The sequence below is a fragment of the Aliikangiella litoralis genome, from assembly GCF_052495765.1.
Genome location: NZ_CP199292.1, coordinates 770,920 through 796,318, shown reverse-complemented (window position 1 = coordinate 796,318; position 25,399 = coordinate 770,920). Strand labels below are relative to the sequence as shown.

Annotated in this window: 13 protein-coding genes; 3 read left to right on the top strand and 10 right to left on the bottom strand. The window is 37.2% G+C overall.

What is annotated here, in order from left to right:
• Window positions 1-330 precede the first annotated feature (330 nt).
• Entirely contained in the window at window positions 331-2,217 is a 1,887-nt protein-coding gene (locus tag ACT5E3_RS03425) for a methyl-accepting chemotaxis protein (RefSeq protein ID WP_444996910.1), read from the top strand.
• A 15-nt stretch (window positions 2,218-2,232) separates the two neighbouring features.
• Here the strand turns inward: ACT5E3_RS03425 and ACT5E3_RS03420 are convergent, their stop codons facing one another.
• The 6 genes from ACT5E3_RS03420 to ilvG form a co-directional block, all read right to left on the bottom strand.
• Window positions 2,233-6,363, bottom strand: coding sequence for a hypothetical protein (locus ACT5E3_RS03420; protein WP_444996909.1), 4,131 nt, complete (start codon window positions 6,361-6,363; stop codon window positions 2,233-2,235).
• Window positions 6,364-6,516: 153 nt separating this feature from the next.
• Window positions 6,517-8,049, bottom strand: a complete 1,533-nt coding sequence (gene ilvA / locus ACT5E3_RS03415) for a threonine ammonia-lyase, biosynthetic (protein WP_444996908.1) — start codon at window positions 8,047-8,049, stop codon at window positions 6,517-6,519.
• 3 nt (window positions 8,050-8,052) lie between these two features.
• Window positions 8,053-9,900, bottom strand: a complete 1,848-nt coding sequence (gene ilvD / locus ACT5E3_RS03410) for a dihydroxy-acid dehydratase (protein WP_444996907.1) — start codon at window positions 9,898-9,900, stop codon at window positions 8,053-8,055.
• Window positions 9,893-10,849 (bottom strand): branched-chain amino acid transaminase, encoded by a 957-nt coding sequence (locus ACT5E3_RS03405; protein ID WP_444996906.1) that lies wholly within the window; start codon window positions 10,847-10,849, stop codon window positions 9,893-9,895. Before ACT5E3_RS03405 ends, ilvD begins: the two co-directional genes overlap by 8 nt.
• Window positions 10,850-10,880: 31 nt before the next feature.
• Window positions 10,881-11,138 (bottom strand): acetolactate synthase 2 small subunit, encoded by a 258-nt coding sequence (gene ilvM / locus ACT5E3_RS03400; RefSeq protein WP_444996905.1) that lies wholly within the window; start codon window positions 11,136-11,138, stop codon window positions 10,881-10,883.
• Window positions 11,135-12,796, bottom strand: a complete 1,662-nt coding sequence (gene ilvG / locus ACT5E3_RS03395; protein ID WP_444996904.1) for an acetolactate synthase 2 catalytic subunit — start codon at window positions 12,794-12,796, stop codon at window positions 11,135-11,137. Before ilvG ends, ilvM begins: the two co-directional genes overlap by 4 nt.
• 763 nt (window positions 12,797-13,559) lie before the next feature.
• On the opposite strand from ilvG, the gene ppnN reads away from it, so the two are divergent.
• Complete coding sequence (ppnN, locus tag ACT5E3_RS03390; protein ID WP_444996903.1) at window positions 13,560-14,930, top strand: nucleotide 5'-monophosphate nucleosidase PpnN; 1,371 nt, start codon at window positions 13,560-13,562, stop codon at window positions 14,928-14,930.
• 186 nt (window positions 14,931-15,116) lie between these two features.
• Here the strand turns inward: ppnN and pnp are convergent, their stop codons facing one another.
• The 4 genes from pnp to ACT5E3_RS03370 all read right to left on the bottom strand — a co-directional run bounded on the left by pnp (window position 15,117) and on the right by ACT5E3_RS03370 (window position 23,979).
• Complete coding sequence (gene pnp / locus ACT5E3_RS03385) at window positions 15,117-17,288, bottom strand: polyribonucleotide nucleotidyltransferase (RefSeq protein WP_444996902.1); 2,172 nt, start codon at window positions 17,286-17,288, stop codon at window positions 15,117-15,119.
• Window positions 17,289-17,555: 267 nt separating this feature from the next.
• The gene (gene rpsO, locus ACT5E3_RS03380) at window positions 17,556-17,825 is read right to left on the bottom strand and encodes a 30S ribosomal protein S15 (protein WP_444996901.1); all 270 of its coding nucleotides are present in this window, start codon (window positions 17,823-17,825) and stop codon (window positions 17,556-17,558) included.
• 109 nt (window positions 17,826-17,934) lie between these two features.
• Window positions 17,935-20,649 carry a TonB-dependent receptor plug domain-containing protein gene (locus ACT5E3_RS03375; RefSeq protein ID WP_444996900.1) on the bottom strand — a complete coding sequence of 905 codons (2,715 nt, stop codon included), beginning with the start codon at window positions 20,647-20,649 and terminating at the stop codon, window positions 17,935-17,937.
• A 318-nt stretch (window positions 20,650-20,967) separates the two neighbouring features.
• Window positions 20,968-23,979, bottom strand: a complete 3,012-nt coding sequence (locus ACT5E3_RS03370) for a TonB-dependent receptor (RefSeq protein WP_444996899.1) — start codon at window positions 23,977-23,979, stop codon at window positions 20,968-20,970.
• Window positions 23,980-24,435: 456 nt separating this feature from the next.
• Between ACT5E3_RS03370 and ACT5E3_RS03365 the strand changes: the two genes are divergently transcribed.
• Window positions 24,436-24,888, top strand: a complete 453-nt coding sequence (locus ACT5E3_RS03365; protein WP_444996898.1) for a winged helix-turn-helix domain-containing protein — start codon at window positions 24,436-24,438, stop codon at window positions 24,886-24,888.
• The last annotated feature ends 511 nt before the right edge of the window (window positions 24,889-25,399 follow it).

The following is a 25,399-nucleotide window of genomic DNA, read 5'->3' as shown; positions in this document are numbered from 1 at the left end:
TGAGTTATCACCACTCTTTTGTTATATAAAATAAGAATACCGGAAAAACACGGGTATTAATTATCGTTAACCAAAGAGCTTCCCATATTAACCATTCACAACTATTAATGAATCACACCATCAAAAAACAGTAATTGACGCTACGTAACAAAGAGATATAGAAAAAACTACTTTTCTTTTGTCGAATGAAGCTTTTCATATTTCGTTCGCTCTCTCTTGAAATCAAAAATCTCATAAAACCCAAACTGATTAGCATTAACACTCCTAAATGCTCATTTATTTGCTACATTTTAAATAGTAGATAGAAGGATTCCACGATGGCATAGTGTTATGAAGCAACTACAATTCAAATATAAATTAATTATCCTATCATCGGTACTACTGGTTATAGTACTGAGCGCATTCGCTTTTAATAATTATTTACTACTAAAAAAACAGACAGAATCGAATCTTTCAGTCGCTATCGATCAAATTTCAACTTCAATTTCAACAACAATTGCTGATTGGCTTAACGCCAAATCAAGTATCGCTCAATCAATTGCTAATTCAGCTGCGGAAGATCTAAGTAAAGAAGCCGTTTATCGAGTAATTGCACAAGGCCAGCAAACGGGAGAACTTAAAAATACTTACGTCGGCACTGAAGAAAAAAACTTCATTCTTGATGACAAGTCAACCGTTTTACCAGATGATTATGACCCAACCCAAAGACCTTGGTATATTGCAGCTAAGCAAAAAGGTGGCATTTCTTATACCAAACCCTACATTGATGCGACAACTCATCAATTAGTTATTTCAGTGGCGGCCCCAATTTATAAAAATAGCCAATTTTTAGGAGTCGCAGGCATAGATATGCAGATGGCAGATATTATTAACATAGTTAATCGGGTCGACTATTTAGGCTTGGGTTATGCATTTTTGTTATCCTACGAAGGCGATGTTTTAAGCCACCCCGAAAAAAAGTGGATCGGCAAAAATCTAACTGATATTTTTAACCAGCCAGTAAAATTAACTAACGAGTTAACTGAATATAAAATTAATGGTAAAGAAAAATTGGTGGCTTTTTTTAAAGTTGACGGTATCGAGGAAGTCAACTGGTACTTAAGCGTTGTGCTCGATAAGCAAAAAGCTTACACGCCGTTATACCAGTTAAAAAATCAATCATTTATTTACGGCATAACAGGTGTTATCACAACAATAGTGATAATGGGATTTTTATTAAACATTTTAATGAAGCCTGTTCAAAAGTTAAATGAGGCAATAAAAGATATTGCACAAGGCAAAGGGGATTTGACACAACGACTTGAAGTTTATAATGAAGATGAAATAGGCCAACTCTCAATTTACTTCAATCTATTTATTGAAAAGATCCATCAATCAATGACTGACGTCAATAAAGCTTCGGAGTTGCTCAAACAAAACATTAGCAAAGTCAGAGAAATAGTCACCCTAACTCAATCTTTATTTAATCAACAAAACTCACTAACATGCAATGTGAATGAGTCAGTGGCTCAATTAAATACAGCTTCAAACGAAATTTCAAAAAATGCCCAAAGAGCCTCTGAGCTAGCAAGCAATATTCACCAATTGTCATTACAAAGCCGTGAGGTTTTAGATAAGAATATAAAAAGTGTTCATTTGTTATCACAAAATGTGAATGAGTCAGGTTTAAGAATTAAAGACTTAAATCTTAGTACTGAAAATATTGGTGCTATTTTAGAAGTGATAAGAACAGTTAGCGAGCAAACCAACTTATTATCATTAAATGCAGCAATCGAAGCAGCAAGAGCTGGAGAGCAAGGTCGAGGATTTGCTGTAGTGGCCGATGAGGTAAGGCAACTAGCTCATAGAACAAGCGACTCAACAACTGAAATTCACGATATGATACAAAATTTACAACAAGGTGTTTTATCTGTAGGACAATCTATGCTTGAAAACACTTCACAGAGCGAAATTTGTGAAGCATCAGCAAACGATGCCGATAAAAAAATGGAAAGTATAATGGTGGCATCTAATGATATTGATGGTGAAAATCAATCAGTCGCATCAGCAACTGAAGAGCAAAACCATGTCATTAATCATATCAACAATGACATTATTACATTAACAACCTTGAATGAAAAAGGCGCACTCAACTTGACTCAAATAACAGAAGAATGCGACTTATTGCAAAATCAATTTAATGAGCTCAACACATTAGTTTCACAATTTAAATTATAAAACAAAAAATAAAGCTTACTTTTTTGAATCATGATTTTCACTTCCCTGCTGAATATCACTTTTTGGTTTTGCTTGCTCAACTTTCTTTACTTTAATTAATTGAACGTTAGATAAATCTTTACCGATCCAACCTATCCATTTAATTAATGAAAAACTTAGCCAAGTAGCCCAAATAAGCATCAATCCTTTGTAGATCCAAATAGGCAGTGAATAAACGACAGTTTCACCAAGAATGTTTGTCCCTCTATCTAAAAACCAAACTAAAGAGTTAGTATAAGAACCATTACCAACAACCCCCATATCAGGCGTTTCTAACAAACCATTGGGAACAGCTGAAATAAGAACTAAAACAGCAGCAATAGTGGAAAGTAATGTTATCCAAGCAAACATTACTTTATATTGAGTCGGCTGTTGCTGATTTTTACGGCGCCATTCACTCGCTAACAACCAAATAGAAACAAATACCATTGCAGGCCAAGAATAAGTACTCATTCCCATTCCCAAAACGAGCCATTGCCAATAATTTAATGGCGAAAATGATAGTTTGCTTAATCCAATTGCTAATAAAATAAAAAAGATTAATTCTCCCCAATAAATAATTGCAGGTCCGTAGCCCGGACCACTTGCATAAATAAGCCAACGGCTATCAGGCAAGTTAACCTTCGTTGTTAAATTAGTAAATTCCCTATTTAAACTAACGCCGATCAATTTTAATTGTTTACTTATTGCTTGGCCCGACTCAAGCAGAAGCTCGATCTGATGTTCTCCGGGCTTCAATGCAATTGATAAAATACCATCAACATTACCCACATTAACCTGGCTGCCATCATGCCTTAAATTTTTAACCGCTGTTTCACCAACATGCAATAATAAAGTTTCTGCACGCGTTGCTCGATAATTAATACTTAAATCTGTGGTCGTTTTTCGTTTACTAATATTAAACTCTTGGCTCGCACTAGTGATGGCTAATGAGTCACCCTTAACTGCCGGAGGCTTCCTAATCATCACAGAAAGTTTTTCTCCTGCGCGAGGAAAGTATTGGTAAACCCAAAAGTCATCATCATTAACATAATCAGGAGCAACTTGAGGTATGCCTTTTATTTGCAGGTTCCAACTGGGATAAACCAAAATTTTCCACGATTCATTAATTTCATTATCATCTAACGCTATTAACTCAAATGATTGTTCTCCATGAATACTCGAATCCCAACTAACACTTTGTTGATTGTTCGGGATCACTATTTGCATTTTACCGTCTTTGATACTGTCAACCATTTGTAATGGCTTTTCATAGCTCAATAACGGAAGCTCCGTAGTTATAGTGCCGATTAATGGTGCTTTTCGAGTAACCGATGTTGTCAAGCGCCATTCATTTGAAAACTTAAAAAAACGAGTCACTAATAAAAGATTATTGATCGACTGCTCTTGCGCCTGTTTTACATTATCCTTACCTGCTTTAGATTGCGCAAACTCTATAGAAGAAACATTTGTTGTTTGACGTGTTAGTTGAACACTGTCACTCAATAAATGATTTAAATTAACACCAGAAACGTCCCATCCAATGGCATCATAAACAACTCTTTTAGGATATTCAGGAAAGTACAAACTAATATTAGACTTATCTTTTAAGCTTGCTTTGATCACCACCGTTGAAAGACCTTCTGGTAGAAGAATCCAGGCTCCCTGTTGATTTTGCCATAAACTTTTAACAACTTTTTGGTTAAGTATGACTTGCTTAATTCGCCAGTCATCAGACTTCGGTAATAAGGCGGCTTTTAATGCACCGCTCTGATATTCTGCAACCAATTTAATGTTTAATTCATTAACCTGCATATTGATATTTGAAACAGAAATGCATTCTGGCTCACAAAGAGGCTGAGGATATATTCGACTTTGTAATTCCTTTAGTAACTTTTCATTAGGGTAATCTGCAGCTGATAAGGGCTGATTATATGCACCCAATAATGTAATACCAATAACACCGATAAATAACAGACTAGCTTTAATACTACCTGAAAATATTTTTTTGAACTTTTCATCTTTTATTACATTGCGATTTAATAAAACCAGTAATAATAAAATAGAAAAAATAATTAGCATGACTCGAAGAACCTTGACCCAAATTTCCGATAATAGAGTAATACTGACATTTTCAGTTCCTTCAATAGGACCATTCCAACTATAGCCGGCATGTTGCCAATGCCAATTCGGTTTTCCTTTTCCCGCTTGAATAACAGCATCTTGCTCATAACTAGTATCTAAACTTGTTTGTTGAATACGAGAACCCGTTACAGTCACTTTTTTGGGCTTACTTAAGCGCTGACTTTTTAGCTCTAGAGCATCTTCCAACACTTCTTCCCTTACTTCTGACTGTTTTGCTACAAAATTAGAAATAGGGGGTGACTTAACTGAATAACGAGAATTCCCACTTTCTAGAGACTGATTCATTTCTAACTGTGGATGTAATGTAAAACGAATTTGTTCTGCCAAAAAGGGGAATAGAAAAATAATTAATATTGCTAAACTCACCCACTGATAAACACGAGTTACTTGAGTTAGTTTTTGGTGTGTCACTTTAAGCGCTAAACTCAGTGCTGCAACAAAATTAAACCACCAGAACATTGGCATATTTGCTTCATGGTAACCTAAAACCAAAGTCACTAATGCTAAAACACTCGCCCAAATACCAAAGAATTTAAAAACTAATGCGGTTGTAACCAAAACAAAAAATAAGTCTATCAATTTCCAACGGCTTATCCAATCTCCATTAACTGAGTCACTACCACTAATGTTAATAACCTTACGTCCTGGCGGAATATGCATAACCACTCTAGTATTAGCAAACGGAATATCCCAACCAGATGCATGTTGCATATTATCAACATCAACTTCACCGCTTGCTTCGATATTAATTGTTCGAGTTCTTACTTCTGCCCCAGTTCTTTGTTTATCATCATAAGTAATTAAACGTTCTTTACCATGATTACTGAGTTGCGTTAGCTGATAATTTTCGATAGTACTGACACGCCAATCTTTTGTTTTTTGCCCCTTAATCGTATCAAAAAAATAAAAAGTTTGATTATCAAAACTTAACCATATTTGCCTTTCTAATGACAAACTATCAAAATTATGTGACATCCCTCTTTGTCGCTCTTTAATAGTTAAAGCCTCTTGATGATTGACGACATAATGAGGAAAATTTTTCCACTCAGACATAAAACCTTGTTCTGAGTCTATGGGTGACACGCCAGAAATCTGTGTCGAGCGTAGCCTTTCATTATTTTGATAAGCCCATATTTCTTGCTCCGGCCAACTATCACCAACTTGATCCAATGAAATACTTTCAGGGTTATGATGAACTTTAAAGTTCAATTGTATACGGAAATTTCCTGGCTTCATTTGTACCCAAAGATCTCCCTGACTATCTATACGAGTATTTAATATTGAAGACACAGACATCAGTTGATATTGATGAGTGGAAAAACGAGTGAGCTTTTGTTCACGAACCCTTCCTGAAACTTCCAGGTTAATCACAACATTCATTTCCATTGGGTGACCATCAGAAATTAGTCGATTAACTCTTAATTTTAAAAAGTCTTTCTCTTTAACCTGAGCTTTCTTAACACTACCCAGCCAAACTTGGCTTTGATTTTTAGAGTAGGATATAAAAGGTTGCCTCACACCATTAATCGAAACATCCAGTAAAGCGACCTGAGTAGGAATTGGTAACGATTCAGGACGTTTGCTCCATAGAACATTTCCTTCGATGGTATACAGGCCTTTAGGTAATAAAATATAGGGAGTATTTCCTTGTTGTAAAACGACAGCCGTCTGCCCATTAACTTTAACATTTTGAGGCCAATAGCTTCGGCTACCAGGAAGAGGAACCTGGCTTTCATCAAATAGTTGCCAAAACTGTTTAAAGTGAGCTTGTCGCTCGCTCACAGATAACTCCATCACTCCAGGCCATGCGCATAAGTGATTTTTTTTATTACCAGAAGAAACACCATTAAGACTTGGACAAGTACGATAAGTTTGCTCATATTTAACCCACTCTGACCATTTGGCCAGTTCATCAGGAATATTTTTCCCAAAAGTAGGATATGAAAAAATAACAATAAACGATAGTAATAAACGGGCAAACATAGGCGCTTTCCTATAGCTATTTTGATGTTCGTTTAACTCTATCCTAAATAGCAGAAAAACCCAACTACAGGGCTTATGTTTTTATATTTCTTTAAAAAATAAATGGAAAAACATCTAAAAATAATATTTTACTCTTAGATGCCATCATTATATTTATAAGAACAACTTAAAAGCTTTATTATGAGTTTCTTCCTTAAAACTATAATTCAATGCTTTTAAATGCCTGAAAAAACTTAACTGCTCTTCTTCAGACACATCAAACCCAGCAAGCACTTGCCCTAAAGCAGAACCATGATTTCTATAATGAAATAGTGTAATATTCCAGTCTTCACCTAGAGTATTTAAAAATAGTTCGAGTGCACCAGGCGACTCAGGAAACTCAAACTGAAACACCCTTTCTTGGAATTTTACAGGACTATGACCACCAACCATATAACGAATATGCAACTTAGCTAGCTCATTATCAGTAAAATCTTCAACTTGAAAATATTCACTCAAAGTATCAATTAACATTTTGAGTTCATCTTCTCCGTGAGTTAATCTTACTCCGACAAAAATATTGGCTTTCTTTTCATCGTTATATCGATAATTAAACTCTGTAATAACTCGGCCACCGAGTATTTGGCAAAACGTTTTAAAACTGCCTTTCTCTTCAGGAATTGTTACTGAGAGTACCGCTTCTTTTTTCTCAGCCAATTCGCATCGTTCAGAAACATAGCGTAACGTATGAAAATTCATATTGGCGCCACTTAAAACAGCCAATAATTTTTCATTTCCATGACTGGTTTGAGTATACTGAATAAGCCCTGCTAAAGAGAGGGCTCCTGCAGGTTCAGCGATTACTCTTGTGTGTTCAAAGATTTCTTTTATTGCTCCACAAATTTGATCATTACTAACAGTGATCACTTGGTCACAAAAAGCACGAATAATAGGAAAACTCTCATCACCAATTTGTTTTACCGCCACCCCATCGGCAAACAAACCAACACTTTGTAAAGATACTGGTTTCCCTTCAGCAAGTGCAGCAGTTAGGCAAGCGGAGTCTTCAGCTTCAACACCAACAATTTTAATCGATGGTTTTAGCTGTTTTAAATAAACAGCAATACCCGCGAGTAATCCGCCACCACCAACAGGCACAAATACAACATCGGCATCGGGTGCTTGTTGCAGCATTTCCTTGCCAACTGTTCCTTGTCCAGCAATAACATCTTTATCATCAAATGGAGGAATGAAAACACTACCTTTCTCTTTAGCTAGCGCAATAGCAGCCTGATTAGCCTCATTAAAACTAGTACCAATCAATTTCACTTCCGCCCCCAAATGACGCACACTCTGAGCTTTAATTTCAGGGGTGGTAATTGGCATAACAATGGTTGCTTTAATGCCCAGCTTTTGCGCTGACAAAGCCACACCTTGTGCATGATTTCCAGCCGATGCAGCCACAACTCCTTGAGCATGCTTTTCCTTACTTAATGCAGCTAATTTATTATAAGCTCCACGTAATTTAAACGAATGTACGGCTTGTTGATCTTCTCGTTTTAAATAGATCTGGTTACCGTGCTCTTTCGATAACCGAGTTAAGTAGGTTAAGTCGGTTTCTTTCGCAACATCATAAACAGGTGCTAACAAAATTCTTCGCAGATAATCCATTCCAATATCAAGTTGAGCTGCTGTGACCGATTGCATGAGTTATTCCTCTTCGAGTCGGCTAAGATCACGAACAGCCCCTAAGTCCGCACTAGTAGCCAGCATTGCATAAGCTTTTAATGCCGCAGAAACTTTTCTAGCTCTTGGTTTAGTTGGACGCCAGCCAGATTTATCTCTTTGAGTTCTTCGCTCAGCGAGTATATCGCTAGATACTTTCAATTCAATTTGTCGGGTTGGTATATTAATAACAATTAAATCACCTTCCTCTACTAAACCAATAGTTCCTTGGTTAGCCGCTTCAGGAGATACATGCCCGATCGACAACCCGGAAGTTCCACCAGAAAAACGACCGTCCGTAATTAAGGCACATTTTTCACCAAGCCCCTTACCTTTCAGATAACTAGTTGGATATAACATCTCTTGCATGCCAGGCCCACCTTTAGGACCTTCGTAACGAATAACAACAACATCTCCGGCCTTGATTTGATCGCCAATAATTGCTTCAACAGCCGCATCTTGGCTTTCAAAAACTCTGGCAGGTCCTTCAAAAGTTAAACAAGAGTCGTCAACACCTGCGGTTTTTACAATACACCCATTTTCAGCTAGGTTACCTTTTAAAATCGCAAGGCCACCATCTTGTCGATATGCATTTTGAACGGTACGAATGCACCCATTTTCACGATCATCGTCTAATGAGTCGTAACGGCAACTTTGCCCCATTGCTTTTGTTGTTCTGATACCAGCAGGTCCGGCCCGATAAAAGTCTTTAATTTCATCATTATCAGTCACTTTAACATCCCACTTTGATAAAGTGTTTGCTAATGTACCTTCTGCAACATGTAAACAATCAGTCTGAATTAGTTCACCTCTAGCTAACTCACCTAAAATCCCCATGACTCCACCAGCACGATGTACATCTTCCATGTGGTACTTATTACCAGACGGCGCTACTTTACAAAGGTGAGGAACTTTTAAAGAAAGGCGATCAATATCACTCATATCAAAATCAACTTTTGCTTCTTGAGCGGCAGCTAATAAATGAAGCACCGTATTAGTTGATCCACCCATTGCAATATCTAACACCATCGCATTTTCAAAAGCCGCTTTATTTGCAATTGCTCGGGGTAAAACCGACTCATCATTTTGTTGATAATACCGCTGACACATATCAACAATTTTTCTACCAGCTAATTCAAATAGTGAACGTCTATCTGCATGAGTTGCTAACATGCTACCATTGCCAGGCAAAGCTAAACCAAGCGCCTCAGTTAAACAATTCATTGAGTTGGCGGTAAACATACCAGAACATGAACCACACGTTGGACATGCAGACTCTTCTACTTGTTTCACTTCTTCATCTGAAGTTGTATCACTAACCGCTTGTACCATTGCATCAACTAGGTCCAATTTAATGATTTTATCACTAAGAGAAGTTTTACCAGCTTCCATTGGTCCACCTGAAACAAAAATTACAGGGATATTCAAGCGCAATGCGGCCATTAGCATTCCTGGAGTAATTTTGTCGCAGTTTGAAATACACACCATTGCATCAGCACAATGCGCATTAACCATATATTCCACAGAGTCAGCAATTAAATCTCGCGAAGGTAAACTATAAAGCATGCCATCATGTCCCATAGCGATACCATCATCGATAGCAATCGTATTAAACTCTCGAGCTACACCGCCGGCTTGTTTAATTTGCTCGGCAACAAGCTCTCCAATGGGAGCTAAATGAACATGTCCAGGAACAAACTGCGTGTAAGAATTAACCACCGCGATTATAGGTTTACCGAAATCCGACTCTTTCATGCCTGTTGCTCGCCACAATGCGCGAGCACCTGCCATTCGTCTTCCTTGAGTACTTGTTGCAGAACGTAATTTAGGCATTAGTCACCTCTTGTACAGCCTTTATAGTAGAAACAGATTCTAACCATCCCCAATCATCATTAGTGGTTCCATTAAATAAGCCAAAAAATGCTTTTTGAATAGAACCTGTTATGGGACCTTTTTTGCCAGAACCAACTTGAATTTGATCGACACTACGTACAGGTACAACTTCAGCAGCAGTTCCTGTCATAAATATTTCATCTGCTAAATAAAGTGATTCACGGGCGATGAGTTCTTCACGAATTTCATAACCAGAACTTTTAGCAAATGTAATAACAGTATCACGAGTGATGCCCGGTAAAATGCAACCAGAAAGTGGTGGCGTATAAATAACGTTATTACGTATAACAAATAAATTCTCTCCAGCACCTTCACTAATCATTCCATTAACATCCATCGCAATTCCTTCATGGTAGCCATGTCGCTTTGCTTCCATTGAAATTAATTGCGAAGATAAATAATTACCACCAGCTTTTGCACCAGTTGGCATTGTGTTTGGTGCTAGACGATTCCAAGAAGTAACACAAACATCAACCCCATTTTCTAATCCATCTTCTCCCAAGTAAGCTCCCCACTCGAATGCAGCAATAGCAACTTCTACCGGAACTCTTGGTGGCGTCAAGCCGAGCCCCACATTACCATAAAAAGCAACTGGTCTTAGATAAGCACTTTTTAGTTGGTTAGATGAGACCGCACTTTTACAAGCATTTGATATAGTTTGTTGATCAAACGGAATATCCATACGATAAATTTTTGCAGAATCAAACAGTCTTTGTACATGCTCTTTCAAACGAAAAACTTGTGGCCCATTTGGAGTATCATAGACGCGTATTCCTTCAAAGACAGAAGAGCCATAATGTATAGCATGAGTCAAAACATGTACTTGCGCTTCTTGCCAAGGTTTTAGTTCGCCGTTAAACCAAATTAGTTCTGGGGTGTTAGTTGCCACTTCTTTTTCCTCTTTTCATCATTAAAACCATTTACATCGGAACTTGAATAACAGCCGACTCTTCTACATAAACATTTTTTATATCAACGAGCTTAGTCAGCTGGTTTTCGAGTAAGCTAATAGGCCGCTTACTTTTTACATTTAACTCTATATCAACCATTTGTTCTAATGGTTCAACATTCATTGAAATTCTATCAACTTTAAATCCTCGATATCGAATGACACGCAACAACTGTTCAAGTGTAGTTGCTTCATTATACGCTTTGATTTTTACTAGGTGTTGATTCACTCTCCTACCCCCTCTAGCATTTTTTGATTAGCAGTATTAGGTGGCACTAAAGGCCACACACTTTGATCTTCATTTATTCTTACATGCAATAAATATGCTTTTGACGAACCTAACAGTCGAGTTAAGCCAGCAGTTACCTCTTGTGACTGGGTAATTGTTTCTGCTTCAATGTCAAACGCTTTAGCAAGCTGAACAAAATCAGGATTATCAGATAAGTCAGTTTCACTAAATCTTTTTTCAAAAAATAATGATTGCCACTGGCGAACCATACCTAATTTAGTATTATCAATTAGTAAAATTTTTACCGGTAAATCAAACCGCTTGATTGTTCCTAACTCTTGAACATTCATCATAAAAGAACCATCACCGCTAACGGCAATGACACAATCTTCAGGGCGAGAAACTTGAGCGCCAATTGCAGCAGGCAAACCAAATCCCATTGTTCCAAGAGCACCACTGGTTAATAAGTTTTTAGGTTCATCAAATTTCATATGCTGAGCAACCCACATTTGATGCTGTCCAACATCAGTGGTAACCACTGTATTTCTTGGCATTATCTGGCTTAGCTCATTAAGCATAGATGGCGCATCAATTGAATCAATAGGACTATCTTCATTACGCACATATTTAAAGCCATAATCATCAGACATGTTAATGCACTGTTTTCGCCATTCATTAATTTCTAAGGGCATTTGAAGCTTAGGAATTGCCTGTTTAAAGTCACCTAAAAGAGTAACATCTGCAACTCTTAATTTACTCACCTCAGCGGCATCAACATCTAAATGAATGATTTTTGCAAAGGGAGCAAACTCAGAAAGTTTACCGGTTACACGATCATCAAATCGAGCTCCAACAGCCATTAATAAATCACATTCTTGCACAGCTAAATTTGAAGCTTTAGTCCCATGCATACCAAGCATCCCCATATACCCTTGATCATTAAAGGCTAATGTACCGAGGCCTTTTAGCGTTGAAACGCTCGGCATACCAGTAACTTCAGCAAAGCTTCTAAGTTCTTCAACAGCATTGCCAAGAGAAACACCACCACCAACATATAACACAGGCTTTTTAGCCTGACTCATCAGTTGTTTCGCTCGAAGAATTGCATCATCATCGACCTTTCGTATTACAGACGAATCGATCAATACTGGCTTTGAATTAACCTTGGCTAATTGAATATCTTTAGGAATATCAACTAGCACAGCACCGGGTCTTCCGCTGATCGCTATTTCAAATGCTCGATGTAACACCGACTCAAGTTCGTCAACATGCATTACTTGAAAAGAATGTTTAGTCACAGCAAGTGATAATCCAAGCACATCAATTTCCTGAAAAGCATCTGTTCCCATCAATGGTGTTGCTACCTGCCCAGTTATAGCGACTACCGGAACAGAGTCTGCTGTTGCATCGGCCAACCCCGTCACTAAATTAGTCATACCAGGCCCAGATGTCGCCATACAAACACCAACTCTGCCACTTGCTTTCGCATATCCTAAAGCTGAAAAAGACGCACCTTGTTCCTGCCGACATAGGTAGTGTTTTATTTCACTTCCATATAGAGCATCGTACATAGGCATAATTGCCCCACCAGGATAACCAAATATACAATTAACGCCGTGCTGCTTTAAGATTTCAAGTGTCAGTTCCGAACCATTCATAAGAGCAAATTCCTCGTATCAGGTACTGGAATAATTTCACAAATATCAATTGTCTTTTTAATAATTATTGTTGAACAACTAATATACTTTTTCATCGATCTGCTCTCTTCTGTTAAAAATTAAAATTTTCAGTTAAAAGTTAAAGTGCCATTAAGCAAAAACCCCCGGTTCTTTCGAAGCGGGGGTTTTTTGAATCTAACGTTGATGTTAATCAGACAATAGTTCTCCCCCGTGGAGTGATAATAATCACCACGATGAGGACTAGAATAATGTTTATGATTTGCTTAAAGGCTGACATTGTCTTTATTGGATTAACTATTTTATTTAAACTGACTATATAAGTATCATAGAAATCAGCTTAAATACAAATGTTTTTTAACTCAAAAACATTTTAATTTGTTATATCAACTTATATATCACAAAAACGAATACTTATATTTATTTACTAAAAACAGATAATTTTTTATAAATCAAATAGATAGCACTTTTTAATTAGAATATAATTTATTATCTATTTAAATAAACCTGGCTTTTGTTCAACCTATTAACTTTAAGTGCAGAAGCTTTTTAATCACCGTTTAAATTAACTCAATAGACTCAACTCTCTTATTGTTGAGTGAGTTAATTAAAGTACAACATTGAGAATCGATATTATTCATATCAAAAATCAATCACGTTATCATGATGAACTGTACACTATAATTAAAGTGAGTTACCTTAAATCTATAGTTAAGTAAAAATTTATCTTAGAGAAGTTAAAAATATGGAAAAAAAAGAAACCATTAATGCATCTGTAGCCCCAAAAGGTAGCCTCGAAGTTTTATCACAAATAGAAGTTGAAAAGTTAAAACAAGTTGGTGAAAATGGCTTATATCCTTTATTTAGAAAGTGTGCTTTAGCCATATTAAATACTGGTTCAGATAGTGATAACGCAAAAACCATTTTTGAATCCTACCCTGATTTTGAAATAGAAATAATACAACAAGATAGAGGTATCAGACTTGAGCTACAAAATGCTCCGGCCAATGCTTTTGTTGATGGTGAAATGATAGCTTCAAGCCGAGAAATGTTATTTAGTGCCATGCGCGATATTGTTTATTCTGAAACTGAAAAATGTAGTCGAGGAACGGACCTTAATTCAAGCATAGGCATTACAGATTACGTTTTCCAACTATTACGAAATGCAGATATTCTTCATGCAGGAGAACACCCTAATATGATTGTTTGCTGGGGAGGACATTCTATTTCAAACGAAGAGTACGCTTACTCCAAAGAAGTAGGTCATTCTATGGGGTTACGCGGCTTAAATATATGTACAGGCTGTGGTCCAGGAGTAATGAAAGGCCCTATGAAAGGTGCAACAATAGCTCATGCAAAACAACACTTCTCTCAGTCAAGGTTTCTGGGGCTAACTGAACCCGATATTATTGCAGCTGAAGCACCTAACCCAATCGTTAATGAATTAGTGATACTCCCCGATATTGAAAAGCGATTAGAGGCTTTTGTTAGAGTGGCTCATGGTACTGTCATTTTTCCTGGTGGTGCAGGAACCGCCGAAGAACTTTTATATCTTCTAGGCATTCTATTAGATCCTAAAAACCAAAGTGTTCCTTTTCCACTTATTCTCACCGGCCCAAAGTCTAGTGAACCCTACTTTCAACAATTAAATGAATTTATTAATGATACATTGGGATTTGAAGCACAACAAAAATATCAGATAATTATCGATGATCCTGAGCGAGTTGCACGGATAATGGCACAAAATGTAGAAAAAGTAAGACAACACAGAAGAAACTATAACGATGCTTACTACTTCAATTGGCGACTCAATATTGACATTAGCTATCAACAACCCTTCATTCCAACGCATGAAAATATGGCTTCATTAGTTTTATCGTCAAACCTTGAAACTCATCAACTTGCCGCCAACCTTCGTCGTGCATTTTCAGGCATTGTTGCGGGTAATGTTAAAGAGACAGGCATTAGTGCCATTGAAAAATATGGTCCTTATAAAATAAATGGTGATGAGTCAGTTATGAAACCTTTAGATAATCTTCTCGAAGCTTTCGTATTACAAAAGCGCATGAAGCTACCTGGCAGTAATTATGTTCCCTGCTACCAGCTAGTTCGTTAACTCAATAACCGAAGATTTAAACAAGATAACTTCAACCTGGAAATTTATAGGTAGCTTTATAGGCTTAAAAATAATTTTTAAAATGATTACAAGTAAAACAACCCTAAAAAATAAAATATTTTTCTTTATCTAAAATTTAACCAATAAAAAAGCCGCGATATTCGCGGCTTTTTTACTCGCTTAATTTTAAGCTTCTGTCGTATTACCTGAACCACCTTCAACAGCAGGCGCATCAGCCGAAGCTTCGGCTTCAGTTTCTTCTTTAGGAGCTGGCGGATCCAATAGAACTTTTCGACTCAATCGAATACGACCTTGACGATCAACCTCTAGAACTTTGACTTCAATTTCTTGGCCAACAGATAAATAATCTCCAACTTTATTGACTCTTTCATGTGCAATTTGTGAAATATGCACCAATCCAGTTTTGTTGCCCATAAAATCAACAAAAGCACCAAAGTCAGCTATTTTGGCAACTGTTCCAACATAAACTTTGCCTTCTTCAACATCTTCAGTCAATTCTTTTACTCGTTGAATAGCTAAGTCCGATGAAGTCTTTTCAATTGCTGCAATTTTTACTGTACCATCTTCTTCAATCTCGATAGTCGCACCAGTTTCTTCCGTTAAAGCACGGATTGTTGAACCGCCTTTGCCAATAACATCACCAATTTTTTGTGGATCGATTTTAATGGTTGAAATGCGCGGCGCAAACTGAGAGATATCTTCACGTGCAGTACCGATGGCTTCGTTCATTACTTTTAAAATATGTAAACGCCCGCCTTTGGCCTGATGTAATGCTTTTTCCATAATTTCCTGATTAATACCTTCAATCTTGATATCCATTTGAAGCGCAGTAATCCCCGTTTCAGTACCTGCAACTTTGAAATCCATATCTCCAAGATGATCTTCGTCACCTAATATGTCAGACAAAACAACGTAGTTATCACCTTCTTTCACTAATCCCATCGCAATACCAGCTACAGGCGCTTTCACAGGAACTCCCGCGTCCATCAACGCTAAACTAGTTCCGCATACCGAAGCCATCGAACTAGAACCATTAGATTCTGTGATTTCAGAAACAACGCGAATGGTATATGGGAAATCTGCCTGCGATGGAATGACCGCTTGAATACCTCGTTTGGCTAGCTTGCCATGACCAATTTCACGACGCTTGGGAGCCCCCATAAAACCAGCTTCACCAACACAATATGGCGGGAAATTATAATGTAGCATAAAGCTTTCTTTTGACTCCCCCAGCAAACCATCAATAATTTGAGAGTCTCTTTCCGTTCCCAAAGTAGCAACTACCAATGCCTGAGTTTCACCACGAGTAAATAGTGCAGAGCCATGAGTTCTTGGCAATACCCCCGTCCTTATATACAAGGCGCGAACCATATCGTGCTCTCTACCATCAATACGTGGCTCACCAGAAATAACACGATTACGCACAACTGATTTTTCAACTTTAGAAAAAGTACCTTTCACTTCATCTTCAGTTGGTGAACCTTCCGACTCAGTGACTAAGGACTCTACAGTAGAAGCTTTAATTTCTGCTAATTTATCTTGGCGTTCTATTTTATCCGCAATAGCATAAGCCGCCGTGATAGCTTCTTTAGCATTACTTTCAACTAAACCAAGTAACGCAGTATTTTCTTCTGGTGCTGTCCAATCCCAAGTTTCCTTGCCCACTTCAGTTGCAAACTCAGCAATAGCTTTAATAGCAACTTGCATTTCAGCAAAACCAAACATTACCGCACCTAGCATAATTGATTCAGAAAGCTCTTCAGCTTCTGACTCAACCATCAATACAGCATTTTCAGTCCCTGCGACAGCCAAATCTAATTGAGATTCAGCCATTTCATCAGCAGTACCATTTAATATATATTCACCATTTTTATAACCAATTCTAGCCGCGCCAACAGGCCCATTAAATGGAAGGCCAGAAACAGCAAGTGATGCAGAAGCACCCAACAGGGCAACCAACTGAGGATCTATTTGTGGGTTAATTGAAATAACCGTACAAATGATTTGTACTTCATTTTTAAAACCTTTTGGGAATAACGGACGTAGTGGGCGATCAATTAAACGAGCAGTTAATGTTTCTGCATCTGATGGTCGGTTTTCTCTCTTGATAAACCCACCTGGGATTTTCCCAGCCGCATAACGCTTTTCTTGATAATTAACGGTTAATGGAAAGAAATCTTGACCAGGCTTAGCTTCTTTTTTACCAACGGTAGAAACTAGTACTGTTGTGCCTTCAACATCAATAATGACACAACCTGAGGCTTGACGAGCTATTTCTCCCGTTTCCAAAGTAACAGTACGATTACCGTACTGAAATGATTTTTTTATAGGATTCACTTTTTTTCCTTTAAATTTATTACTTGTTAAATTTTTACCTAGACTATTCAATTGAGGACTTTGTAAAACTGATTGGAATAATACTAAATCGATCTCAATTGAATAACCTAGGCGTTCTTTTTGTATTTATATTTCTATATTGAGACTACTGAATAATTTTAATAATAACCAAAATCTAATTGAAGCACAGTTATCACTAAACACAATATTAATTGACTTAAAAATGGCAAAAAAGGGGCCTAAGCCCCTTTTTTGATGAATAATCACTTATCGACGTAATCCTAAACGACTAATTAAGGAAGCATACCTATCTAGGTCCTTACCTTTAAGATAGTCCAATAACTTACGGCGTTGGCTAACCATTCTTAATAAACCGCGTCGAGAGTGGTGATCATGAATGTGCTCTTTAAAATGACCTTGCAGGTGGTTAATTTGATGACTTAATAAGGCAACCTGAACTTCAGGAGAGCCAGTATCTCCTTCTCCACGTGCATATTCTGCAATAATTTGTGTTTTTGCTTCAGCAGTTAGTGACATTTTTGTACTCCAAATAGTATAACTATAAAATAAACAACATAGCCAATCACTAATTCAGCCATGTCAGGACGGGCGAATTGTACAGCAGCAAAGGGGTGCAGGCAAGTATTTAAAAGTTGCTCTCTATCTGAATATACAGCTCTCTGCCTATAGCGCTATGATAGCCAGCAGCAACCGGAAACCAAGGCCATACAGTTTGTGATGGATCTTCAGGAGGGGCTTCATTAGACACATTGTTAACTCCTAAATGAACTCGTATATAATCGGAAAAAGCATAACGCATATTAATATTTGAGGTCAGCCAAGAATCAATAAATTGCTCTTCTTGGCATGGAGTACAATAATAACCGCCAACTTTGTCAATATAATTCACTCGAACAGTCATTCCCAAATTTTCTAATTGCCAATCCACTAGCAAGTTAGCTCTATATTCAGGTAACAAGCCTAATCCAACATTTTCTAACTTGCCAAACTCCTTTTTAAACTGTGTTTGAAATTTATCTACCTTGGTCACACTCAGTGCAGTAGACCATTTACCAGTGGTATTTTGCCACTCATAATTAAAAACAACATCAATACCTTGAGTATCCCATTCAACGAAGTTAATAGCTTGAGCTTCAATATAAGCACCATTGCCATACAAAGTACCTGCAGAGTCCCGTTGAATAAACTCACAAAAGAGCTCATAATAAACGCACGAATCAACTAGGGATTGTGCTGTCAAGGTAGTAACAACATCATCAATTTTTATATCAAAGTAGTCGATAGTCACACTAAATTGCTCCGTCAGCTCCCAAATAGCACCAAAGCTCAGATTACTTCCTTTTTCTTCTTCAAGATCAATATTTGATGTCACTAGAAAATTTACAGATTGCACTAAAGCCGGCTGACAGGCATCAGATGGCATTCCGCTACAAGAATTACCATTTTCGTCAATTAAAAATAAAGGATCTTGAACATCAATGAAGCTACGAGTTTGTCCACCAAACAATCGTTGCATATCTGGGGCTCTAAAGCTTTTCCCCCAAGAAAGACGAGTAAAAAAACTATCAAACATCTTGTAACCAAAGGCAACTTTAGGACTGACCGCACTATTCACGTTTGACTCATCATTATAATCATCCCAACGTATAGCAATATCCATGTCAAAACTCTCTGAAAACGGAAAGCTCAGTTCAGCTCCTAAGCCTAAATGCTTACGCTCACCTCTTCCAGAACTAACCCCATCAAACGCATCTCCTTGCATCACTAATGGATCGGGTATGTCTTTGTATTTTTCAGCAACTCTTTCTAGCGCTATCGCAAACTGAACCGGGCCAGCATCAAACCCAAACGGTAAATCCCCTGACAATGAAAAATCAACAACCTGGTTACTTGAATTAGAGTTTCTATTTGCGGTATAACCAAGTGCGTTCACAACATTTTGAGGAATCGGTTCAAATAAATCGAGGCCGTTATCTACAGCTGCATTCAATCCACTTAGTAAGATTGAGTTTCTATCTTGATCCAAATCGGTTCGATTATAAGAAATACCAAGCTCCCAATCATACTTTCCATCTGCAAAATCACCTTTTAAACCAGTTAGAAGGTTAATAGAGTGTTCGTCTATTTCGGTTGTTCGAGGGCCAAACTCAACTAATCGACGAACAAAAACCCCAACTTCATCATATCCAGTACCTCTAGTGGGATTATTAATTGCATCAGCGCGTAAAATTGCCCCATAATTTGGTACAGCGCTCCCATACCCATTAAATAATGAACCACCATAGAAGTTAGGTTCCATCTGAATGTTCATATTGGCATATGAATAACCAATACGGCTAATAAAAGAAAGACTAGGGTTAATTTCATATGATAGGCGGCTCATTAAAGAAAACCTATCTTGAGGAGCAACTAATTGACGGTAAGGGGCTCGATCAAATCCACACCAAATTTCACCAGGGTTGAAATAACTAAACCTGACATCAGGCTTTCCATTTCCACCTATCGGATCATTTTCGGTCCCGCAATCAGGGTGTTGGTATACCTGACCGGTTTCAAGGCCTAAAAAGCTGGCCCCACTAATGCTATAGCGCCCCCGAGAATTAGCTACATCGCTTGCAGCATAGTCTCTCTGAGTTGCCCAAAGTGCTTTTTGGCTCCATATATCAAAAATCAAATCGAGCTGAGTATCACCATTGCGAGCACCTGTCATTAGATTGTACCGGTGGCTTTCATACCCACCTTCAGAAGTATCTCCGAAGCGATAGCTCATAGAAATACCTTCAATATCTTTGCGAGTAATAATGTTAATGACTCCTGAAACAGCATCAGAACCGTAAATAGCTGAAGCTCCATCAGTTAAAACATCAATTCGTTCAACAAATGCCATGGGAATTGCAGATAAATCAACAAAATTTAACGCGCCCCCAATGCCTATGGGATACATAGGTAAACGCCTACCATCAATCAAGACTAGAGTATGGCCGAATCCTACCCCTCTTAAATTGACGGATGATGCCCCCGGAGTAAAGCCAAATGTAAAAGAGTTATCAATTGTGCCGCCAGTGTTTTGCGCTAGCCCAGCAATAACATCTTTAACCGTTGCATAGCCTTGCTTATCAATATCTTCACGACTAATGGAGAGAATGGGAGAAAGCTCATTAATATCGACTTTTTTAATTCGAGACCCTGTCACTAAAACCTTCTTTTCAGAAGATGCTTGTTCTTCTTTAGCATGAACAGAGTTTGAAATTAGCAAAGAACTTAATGCGAAACTTGATAGTATCGCACTAACACCTATCTTACAAAAAGGCTTCTGAGAGCCTGAAATCAAGTATGACAATGTCCGAATCATTAATAAAGTTTGCGATTTCATATTATCTAAAGCATTAACAATAACAAATTTTTTGATTTAATGCAGTTTTTAGGTTTTTAATACCCTTGTTATAAATAAAATAGAAATTAAACCCACTAAGAAAATAAAGCAACAACTACCTGCTCAAAGACGTAATATTTATTGGTTATCTGCTAAAATGACAGCTTTAGCATTCGGTTAATCAATCATCAAGTTCAAAGAAAACAGATAGAATGTATACAAAATAAAACTCCCATTGATTTATAACCAATGGGAGTTAATCACTAAATGATAGAATAAATCAGCTTAGAAACGTGCTTCCAAACTAACTCCAAACGAACGTGGGGCTTGCCATGTATAGGCTGCGCCATACCATTCGTTAAAAGTACCTTCAGAACGACGCGCTTCATAATGCTCATTCTGTGAAGTGATCTCTTGTACATCCAGTACATTATAAACATCAAATGATGCTCTCATATCCACACCTGAAACTTCAAAGTCATAATTTAATGACAAATCTAAGTTAAATAACCAAGGCGTACGTCCCGCAGAGCCTCTTGGCGTTTTAATATAAACTTTTTCAGATTGATCACATTGTCCATTATTATTAGTGTCTGGACATTGGTTAGTGTACAAATAAAAAGTATCACCATAGCTTCCATAGATATTAGCGCTCGTATCAGGATAGCCCTGGCCAAAAGAGCTTAAAGGTCTACCGCTGGTCAACGAACTGTTCCATCCAACGCTCAAACTGTCATTTAAGCTATAACTACCGAAGAATTTAAAACCATGACGGCGATCATTAGGCAGATAACCATAAGCCCCATCCATTAAAGCAGGAAAATCCCAATCTTGAGTAAGGCCAGCATCAGCTTGGTTGATATCCGATTTAAGTGCGCCTTCAAAGTTACCTATACTTCTGCTCCAAGTATAAACAAATGTCCAGTTAAGATCTTCCGAAGAACTTTTTACTTCAAACTGTAATGATTCATACTTAATTTTAGGATCTGGTAGTCCAATTTCAGCTGCGGTATAAGTTCTTTTTGAACCTGGATCTGGATTGCCGTCACCGTCAGTATCAATTGACCATGTTCCATCTTCACCTGGATTCACTAAAGTACAAGAAGCCGGAGAAGCAAGAGGGCCACAGTAATCATCCAAAGCACTTCCTACGTCACGAAAAACATAACGAACCGATCCGGTGTAACCTTCAGCTAATTCTCTCTCATAACCTAAAATAAACTCTTCTTTAAAGAAAGGTTCTGCTTCTTCAGCTTGAAAGGTTGCAACACTAGGAGCAACTGGCGCAGAGTTAACCGCGGTAGATCCCGACACACTGCCATTAATTGGTGCGATACCTGTTGGAGAACCATCAGTTGCATCAATTCCGGTGAATGTATAGTAAGTTGTTGTATCACTTACACCTGCCGCAGCACGGTAATTCGTATTATTTGGTACAGGTAGGTAGTAACGTCCAAATGTACCATACAACTTAGATTCACCATCCCCAGCAACATCCCAGCTAAAACCTAATCGAGGTGCCCAGTCAGTCTCTAAATCAACAAAATCAACGCCTGTGGTTCCTGTATTAACAAAGGCATCTTTACGCGCACCAATTGTTAAAACTAAATCATCCGTAATTTGCCATTCATCTTCAATGTAATAAGCCGTTAATTCACTACTAAAGTCACCACCACCAGAGAAAATTCGATCACTGACATAATCTATTGGTGCGTTGGTATTATTGGTATAAATAGTACCGTTGGTTCCTTGAATAACGGCATTAGGTGCTAATGTAAGATAAGTATAGCTGTGACCACCAACATAATCAGAAGTTCTTCTTGATTGACGATCTTGATAATCATAACCCGCTCTAATCAAGTGATCATCTAAAGCATATTCAATGTCTAAACGAATTTGATTATTACTGTCGTAGTTGTCTCCAACATTTCCACCGGCACCACAAGAAGGAGCAGGAGTTGCAGGGTTCGTTCTATTGTCAGAAATAATTGGACAATGTGTCACTGTTGGTTGGCTGGTATACTCGGTATCAATTTCACCATAAAGCGCCGTTACCGTTAAATCATCTGTAATATAGCCTGTGTAGTTAAAGCTATTCACTTCCCCTCCACGTTTGCGATCAAAACTACCAATTAACGCCCCCACTGTACCTGTATTAGGATCATAAGAGTAGCGATCATCAGTTGAATCACTTCGATCAGAATAACCAAAATAACTTAATCGATGATTTTCATGCAGTTCCCAATCTAACTTCACTCCCCAAAATAAATTATCTCCCCCTGAAGCTTCAATAGTACGAAGTTGATCAACGGCATTATATCTTGTTCTAAGTGGAGTAAATGCAAACGTATTAGATGTATCACGAGGATTTACAATTGCATAAACAAACAGAGTATCTTCAATTAATGCACCTGAAGCAGATAAGGTAAAATCTAATGATGACTGTTTATTATGCGAAGTATCGTTAAAAACATCACGAGTGCTATTTAAGCGATAAGATTTATTATTATTGTCTTTAAATTCTGGAGTCCAATCAGCAGTTGCAGCAAATTCCCATTCATTACCACCACTTTTAGTTACTGCATTTAATACACCACCAGTTGTACGACCAAACTGTGCAGAATAACCACCCGTTTTTACTTGAAACTCTTTATAAAATTCAAATGGAACCGAACCACACCCAATTCCTTGTCTGGTATTAGTTACTTCAAGACCATTAATGTAACAAGAGTTTTCACCAATGGATGATCCCCCGAAAGAAACAAAACCAGCACCACCTTCAACACCAAACTTTGAATCTCCAGAAACCGTTCCAGCAGCTAGCAGCTGAACAGCCGTCGCATTACGTGCAACAGGCATTAAATCAATTTGCGCTTCTGAAACAACCAATCCTGAATCCATAGACGAAGTATCTACACCCGCAACTCTTGAGCCAACAATTTGAATTGTCTGAGAGCCATTTGCTTCAGATAAATCGAAGTCAGCAATTGTATTAGAACCTAATCCCAATCGCTTTGTTTCTTCTGCAACAATATCCCCATCTTTATTTTTTACAACTATTTCATATAAACCAACTGGCAACGATGAAAATCGATAACTTCCATCTGCAGCTGTTGTTAATGTTCTCGCTCTACCTGTGTTAACATCTTTTACTGTAACAGAATAAGTTGAACTATTATCAGTCAACACTGTTCCAATAATACTCGACGTATTATTTGCCGCATTAACACTAGCTATCATACTAGCGCTAATTGCCGCCGCAATTAATGATCGTCGAAATCCAGTAAATTCTTTCATGTTAATATTTTCCTCAAAAGTTAGTTAGATTTTCAGGCCATTTTTATATTTAGTTTCAAGTAGGAACTATCAACTTTTTATCGCCTCTCCATTTAGACAGGTTATTAGACGCGACTTTTTTTCATCAGTTTTTTTTCGTCGCGAAAATCCCGAAAATCATTATAACTCCAAGTTCTATTAGTTAATTTCACTACAATATGGAATTTATCTTGAATAAAGATTGATTTTGCTAATTATTAATAAAGTTCAACTTTCTTTCCAACTTAGAAAACTTTTTCATTAATAAAAACGTCTTTAAAAAAGCAAAAAAATAATTTGATACATTTTGAAAAACAAAAGAAAACAACTTTACGTATACTAAAAGCTTGAACTATGAATATTTTCGTAGTTTAATACGATCACCTTCGTATTTATTTCTGTTTGTTACAAAATCCAATAAAATTGAGAATATATAACATGAATACAACGGAACACTTGAATACTAATACTATCATTGAGTTTTGTGGATGTACCTTAGATACAGAAACACAAACACTACACACAAAAACAGAAATAGTACGCTTGCGAAGCAAGTTGTGGCAGTTGTTAATTGAGTTAGTGAGCAAACCGAATAAATTAGTTTTAAGAAATTTTTTAATTGAAACCATTTGGAATGGCAATGAATACACTGGTGAACAAGGACTTACACATGCAATATGCCATTTACGCAGAATATTAAAAAAGTATCACATAGATGCAAAAATAGTAACTCTTCCTAAAAAAGGTTATACATTAAAAACGGATCAAGCAGCAGCGAATAATAGCAATGGATTCAATCAATCTTTTAGTACGACTCACCACATCAAAGTATTAAATGAAGACACCAAAAACTCTTCAAACGATATAGATTTTCAATATAGTATTAGTTAAAAAATAAACTTTAAATAGTTCCTGTCTTTTTACTTGGATTTAATTCAAGCAAGCTTATTTAGCCATCAAAAAAAAACACTTAACTTTTATTTTTTAGAGAGAAAAAAAGACCCTCAGATCGGCAGATCAATGAGGGTTAACAACCAGGGAGTAGCAATATATGCTACATGTATATGAGACTATTTTTCAGCAATAAATACAAGTAACAAACAATTGAATAAAACTTGAAAAAACATTATCTAAACATTTCAAAAAGTTTCAAAGCCAGTTAAACAAAAATGTTTTATTGTTAAACAATTAATTGTTCAAGAATATTACTTTTAATTTATTGACACATATGTTTGTTTAACACATACACTACTAGCGAAAAAACGATTATTTCAAAAAACATACAGCTAACATTCATCTTTTCAGAAAACATCTTTACGATGTTTTTATGACTCACAAGCTAAAAATTAAAACATTTCTATTTATCAATTCGAAGATAAGAGAGTCACTAGAATTTTGCATT

Coding starts and splice junctions, on each gene's coding strand:
- ACT5E3_RS03425 (WP_444996910.1), top strand. CDS start 331: ATGAAGCAACTACAATTCAAATATAAATTAATTATCCTATCATCGGTA.
- ACT5E3_RS03420 (WP_444996909.1), bottom strand. CDS start 6,363: ATGTTTGCCCGTTTATTACTATCGTTTATTGTTATTTTTTCATATCCT.
- ilvA (WP_444996908.1), bottom strand. CDS start 8,049: ATGCAATCGGTCACAGCAGCTCAACTTGATATTGGAATGGATTATCTG.
- ilvD (WP_444996907.1), bottom strand. CDS start 9,900: ATGCCTAAATTACGTTCTGCAACAAGTACTCAAGGAAGACGAATGGCA.
- ilvG (WP_444996904.1), bottom strand. CDS start 12,796: ATGAATGGTTCGGAACTGACACTTGAAATCTTAAAGCAGCACGGCGTT.
- ppnN (WP_444996903.1), top strand. CDS start 13,560: ATGGAAAAAAAAGAAACCATTAATGCATCTGTAGCCCCAAAAGGTAGC.
- rpsO (WP_444996901.1), bottom strand. CDS start 17,825: ATGTCACTAACTGCTGAAGCAAAAACACAAATTATTGCAGAATATGCA.
- ACT5E3_RS03370 (WP_444996899.1), bottom strand. CDS start 23,979: ATGAAAGAATTTACTGGATTTCGACGATCATTAATTGCGGCGGCAATT.
- ACT5E3_RS03365 (WP_444996898.1), top strand. CDS start 24,436: ATGAATACAACGGAACACTTGAATACTAATACTATCATTGAGTTTTGT.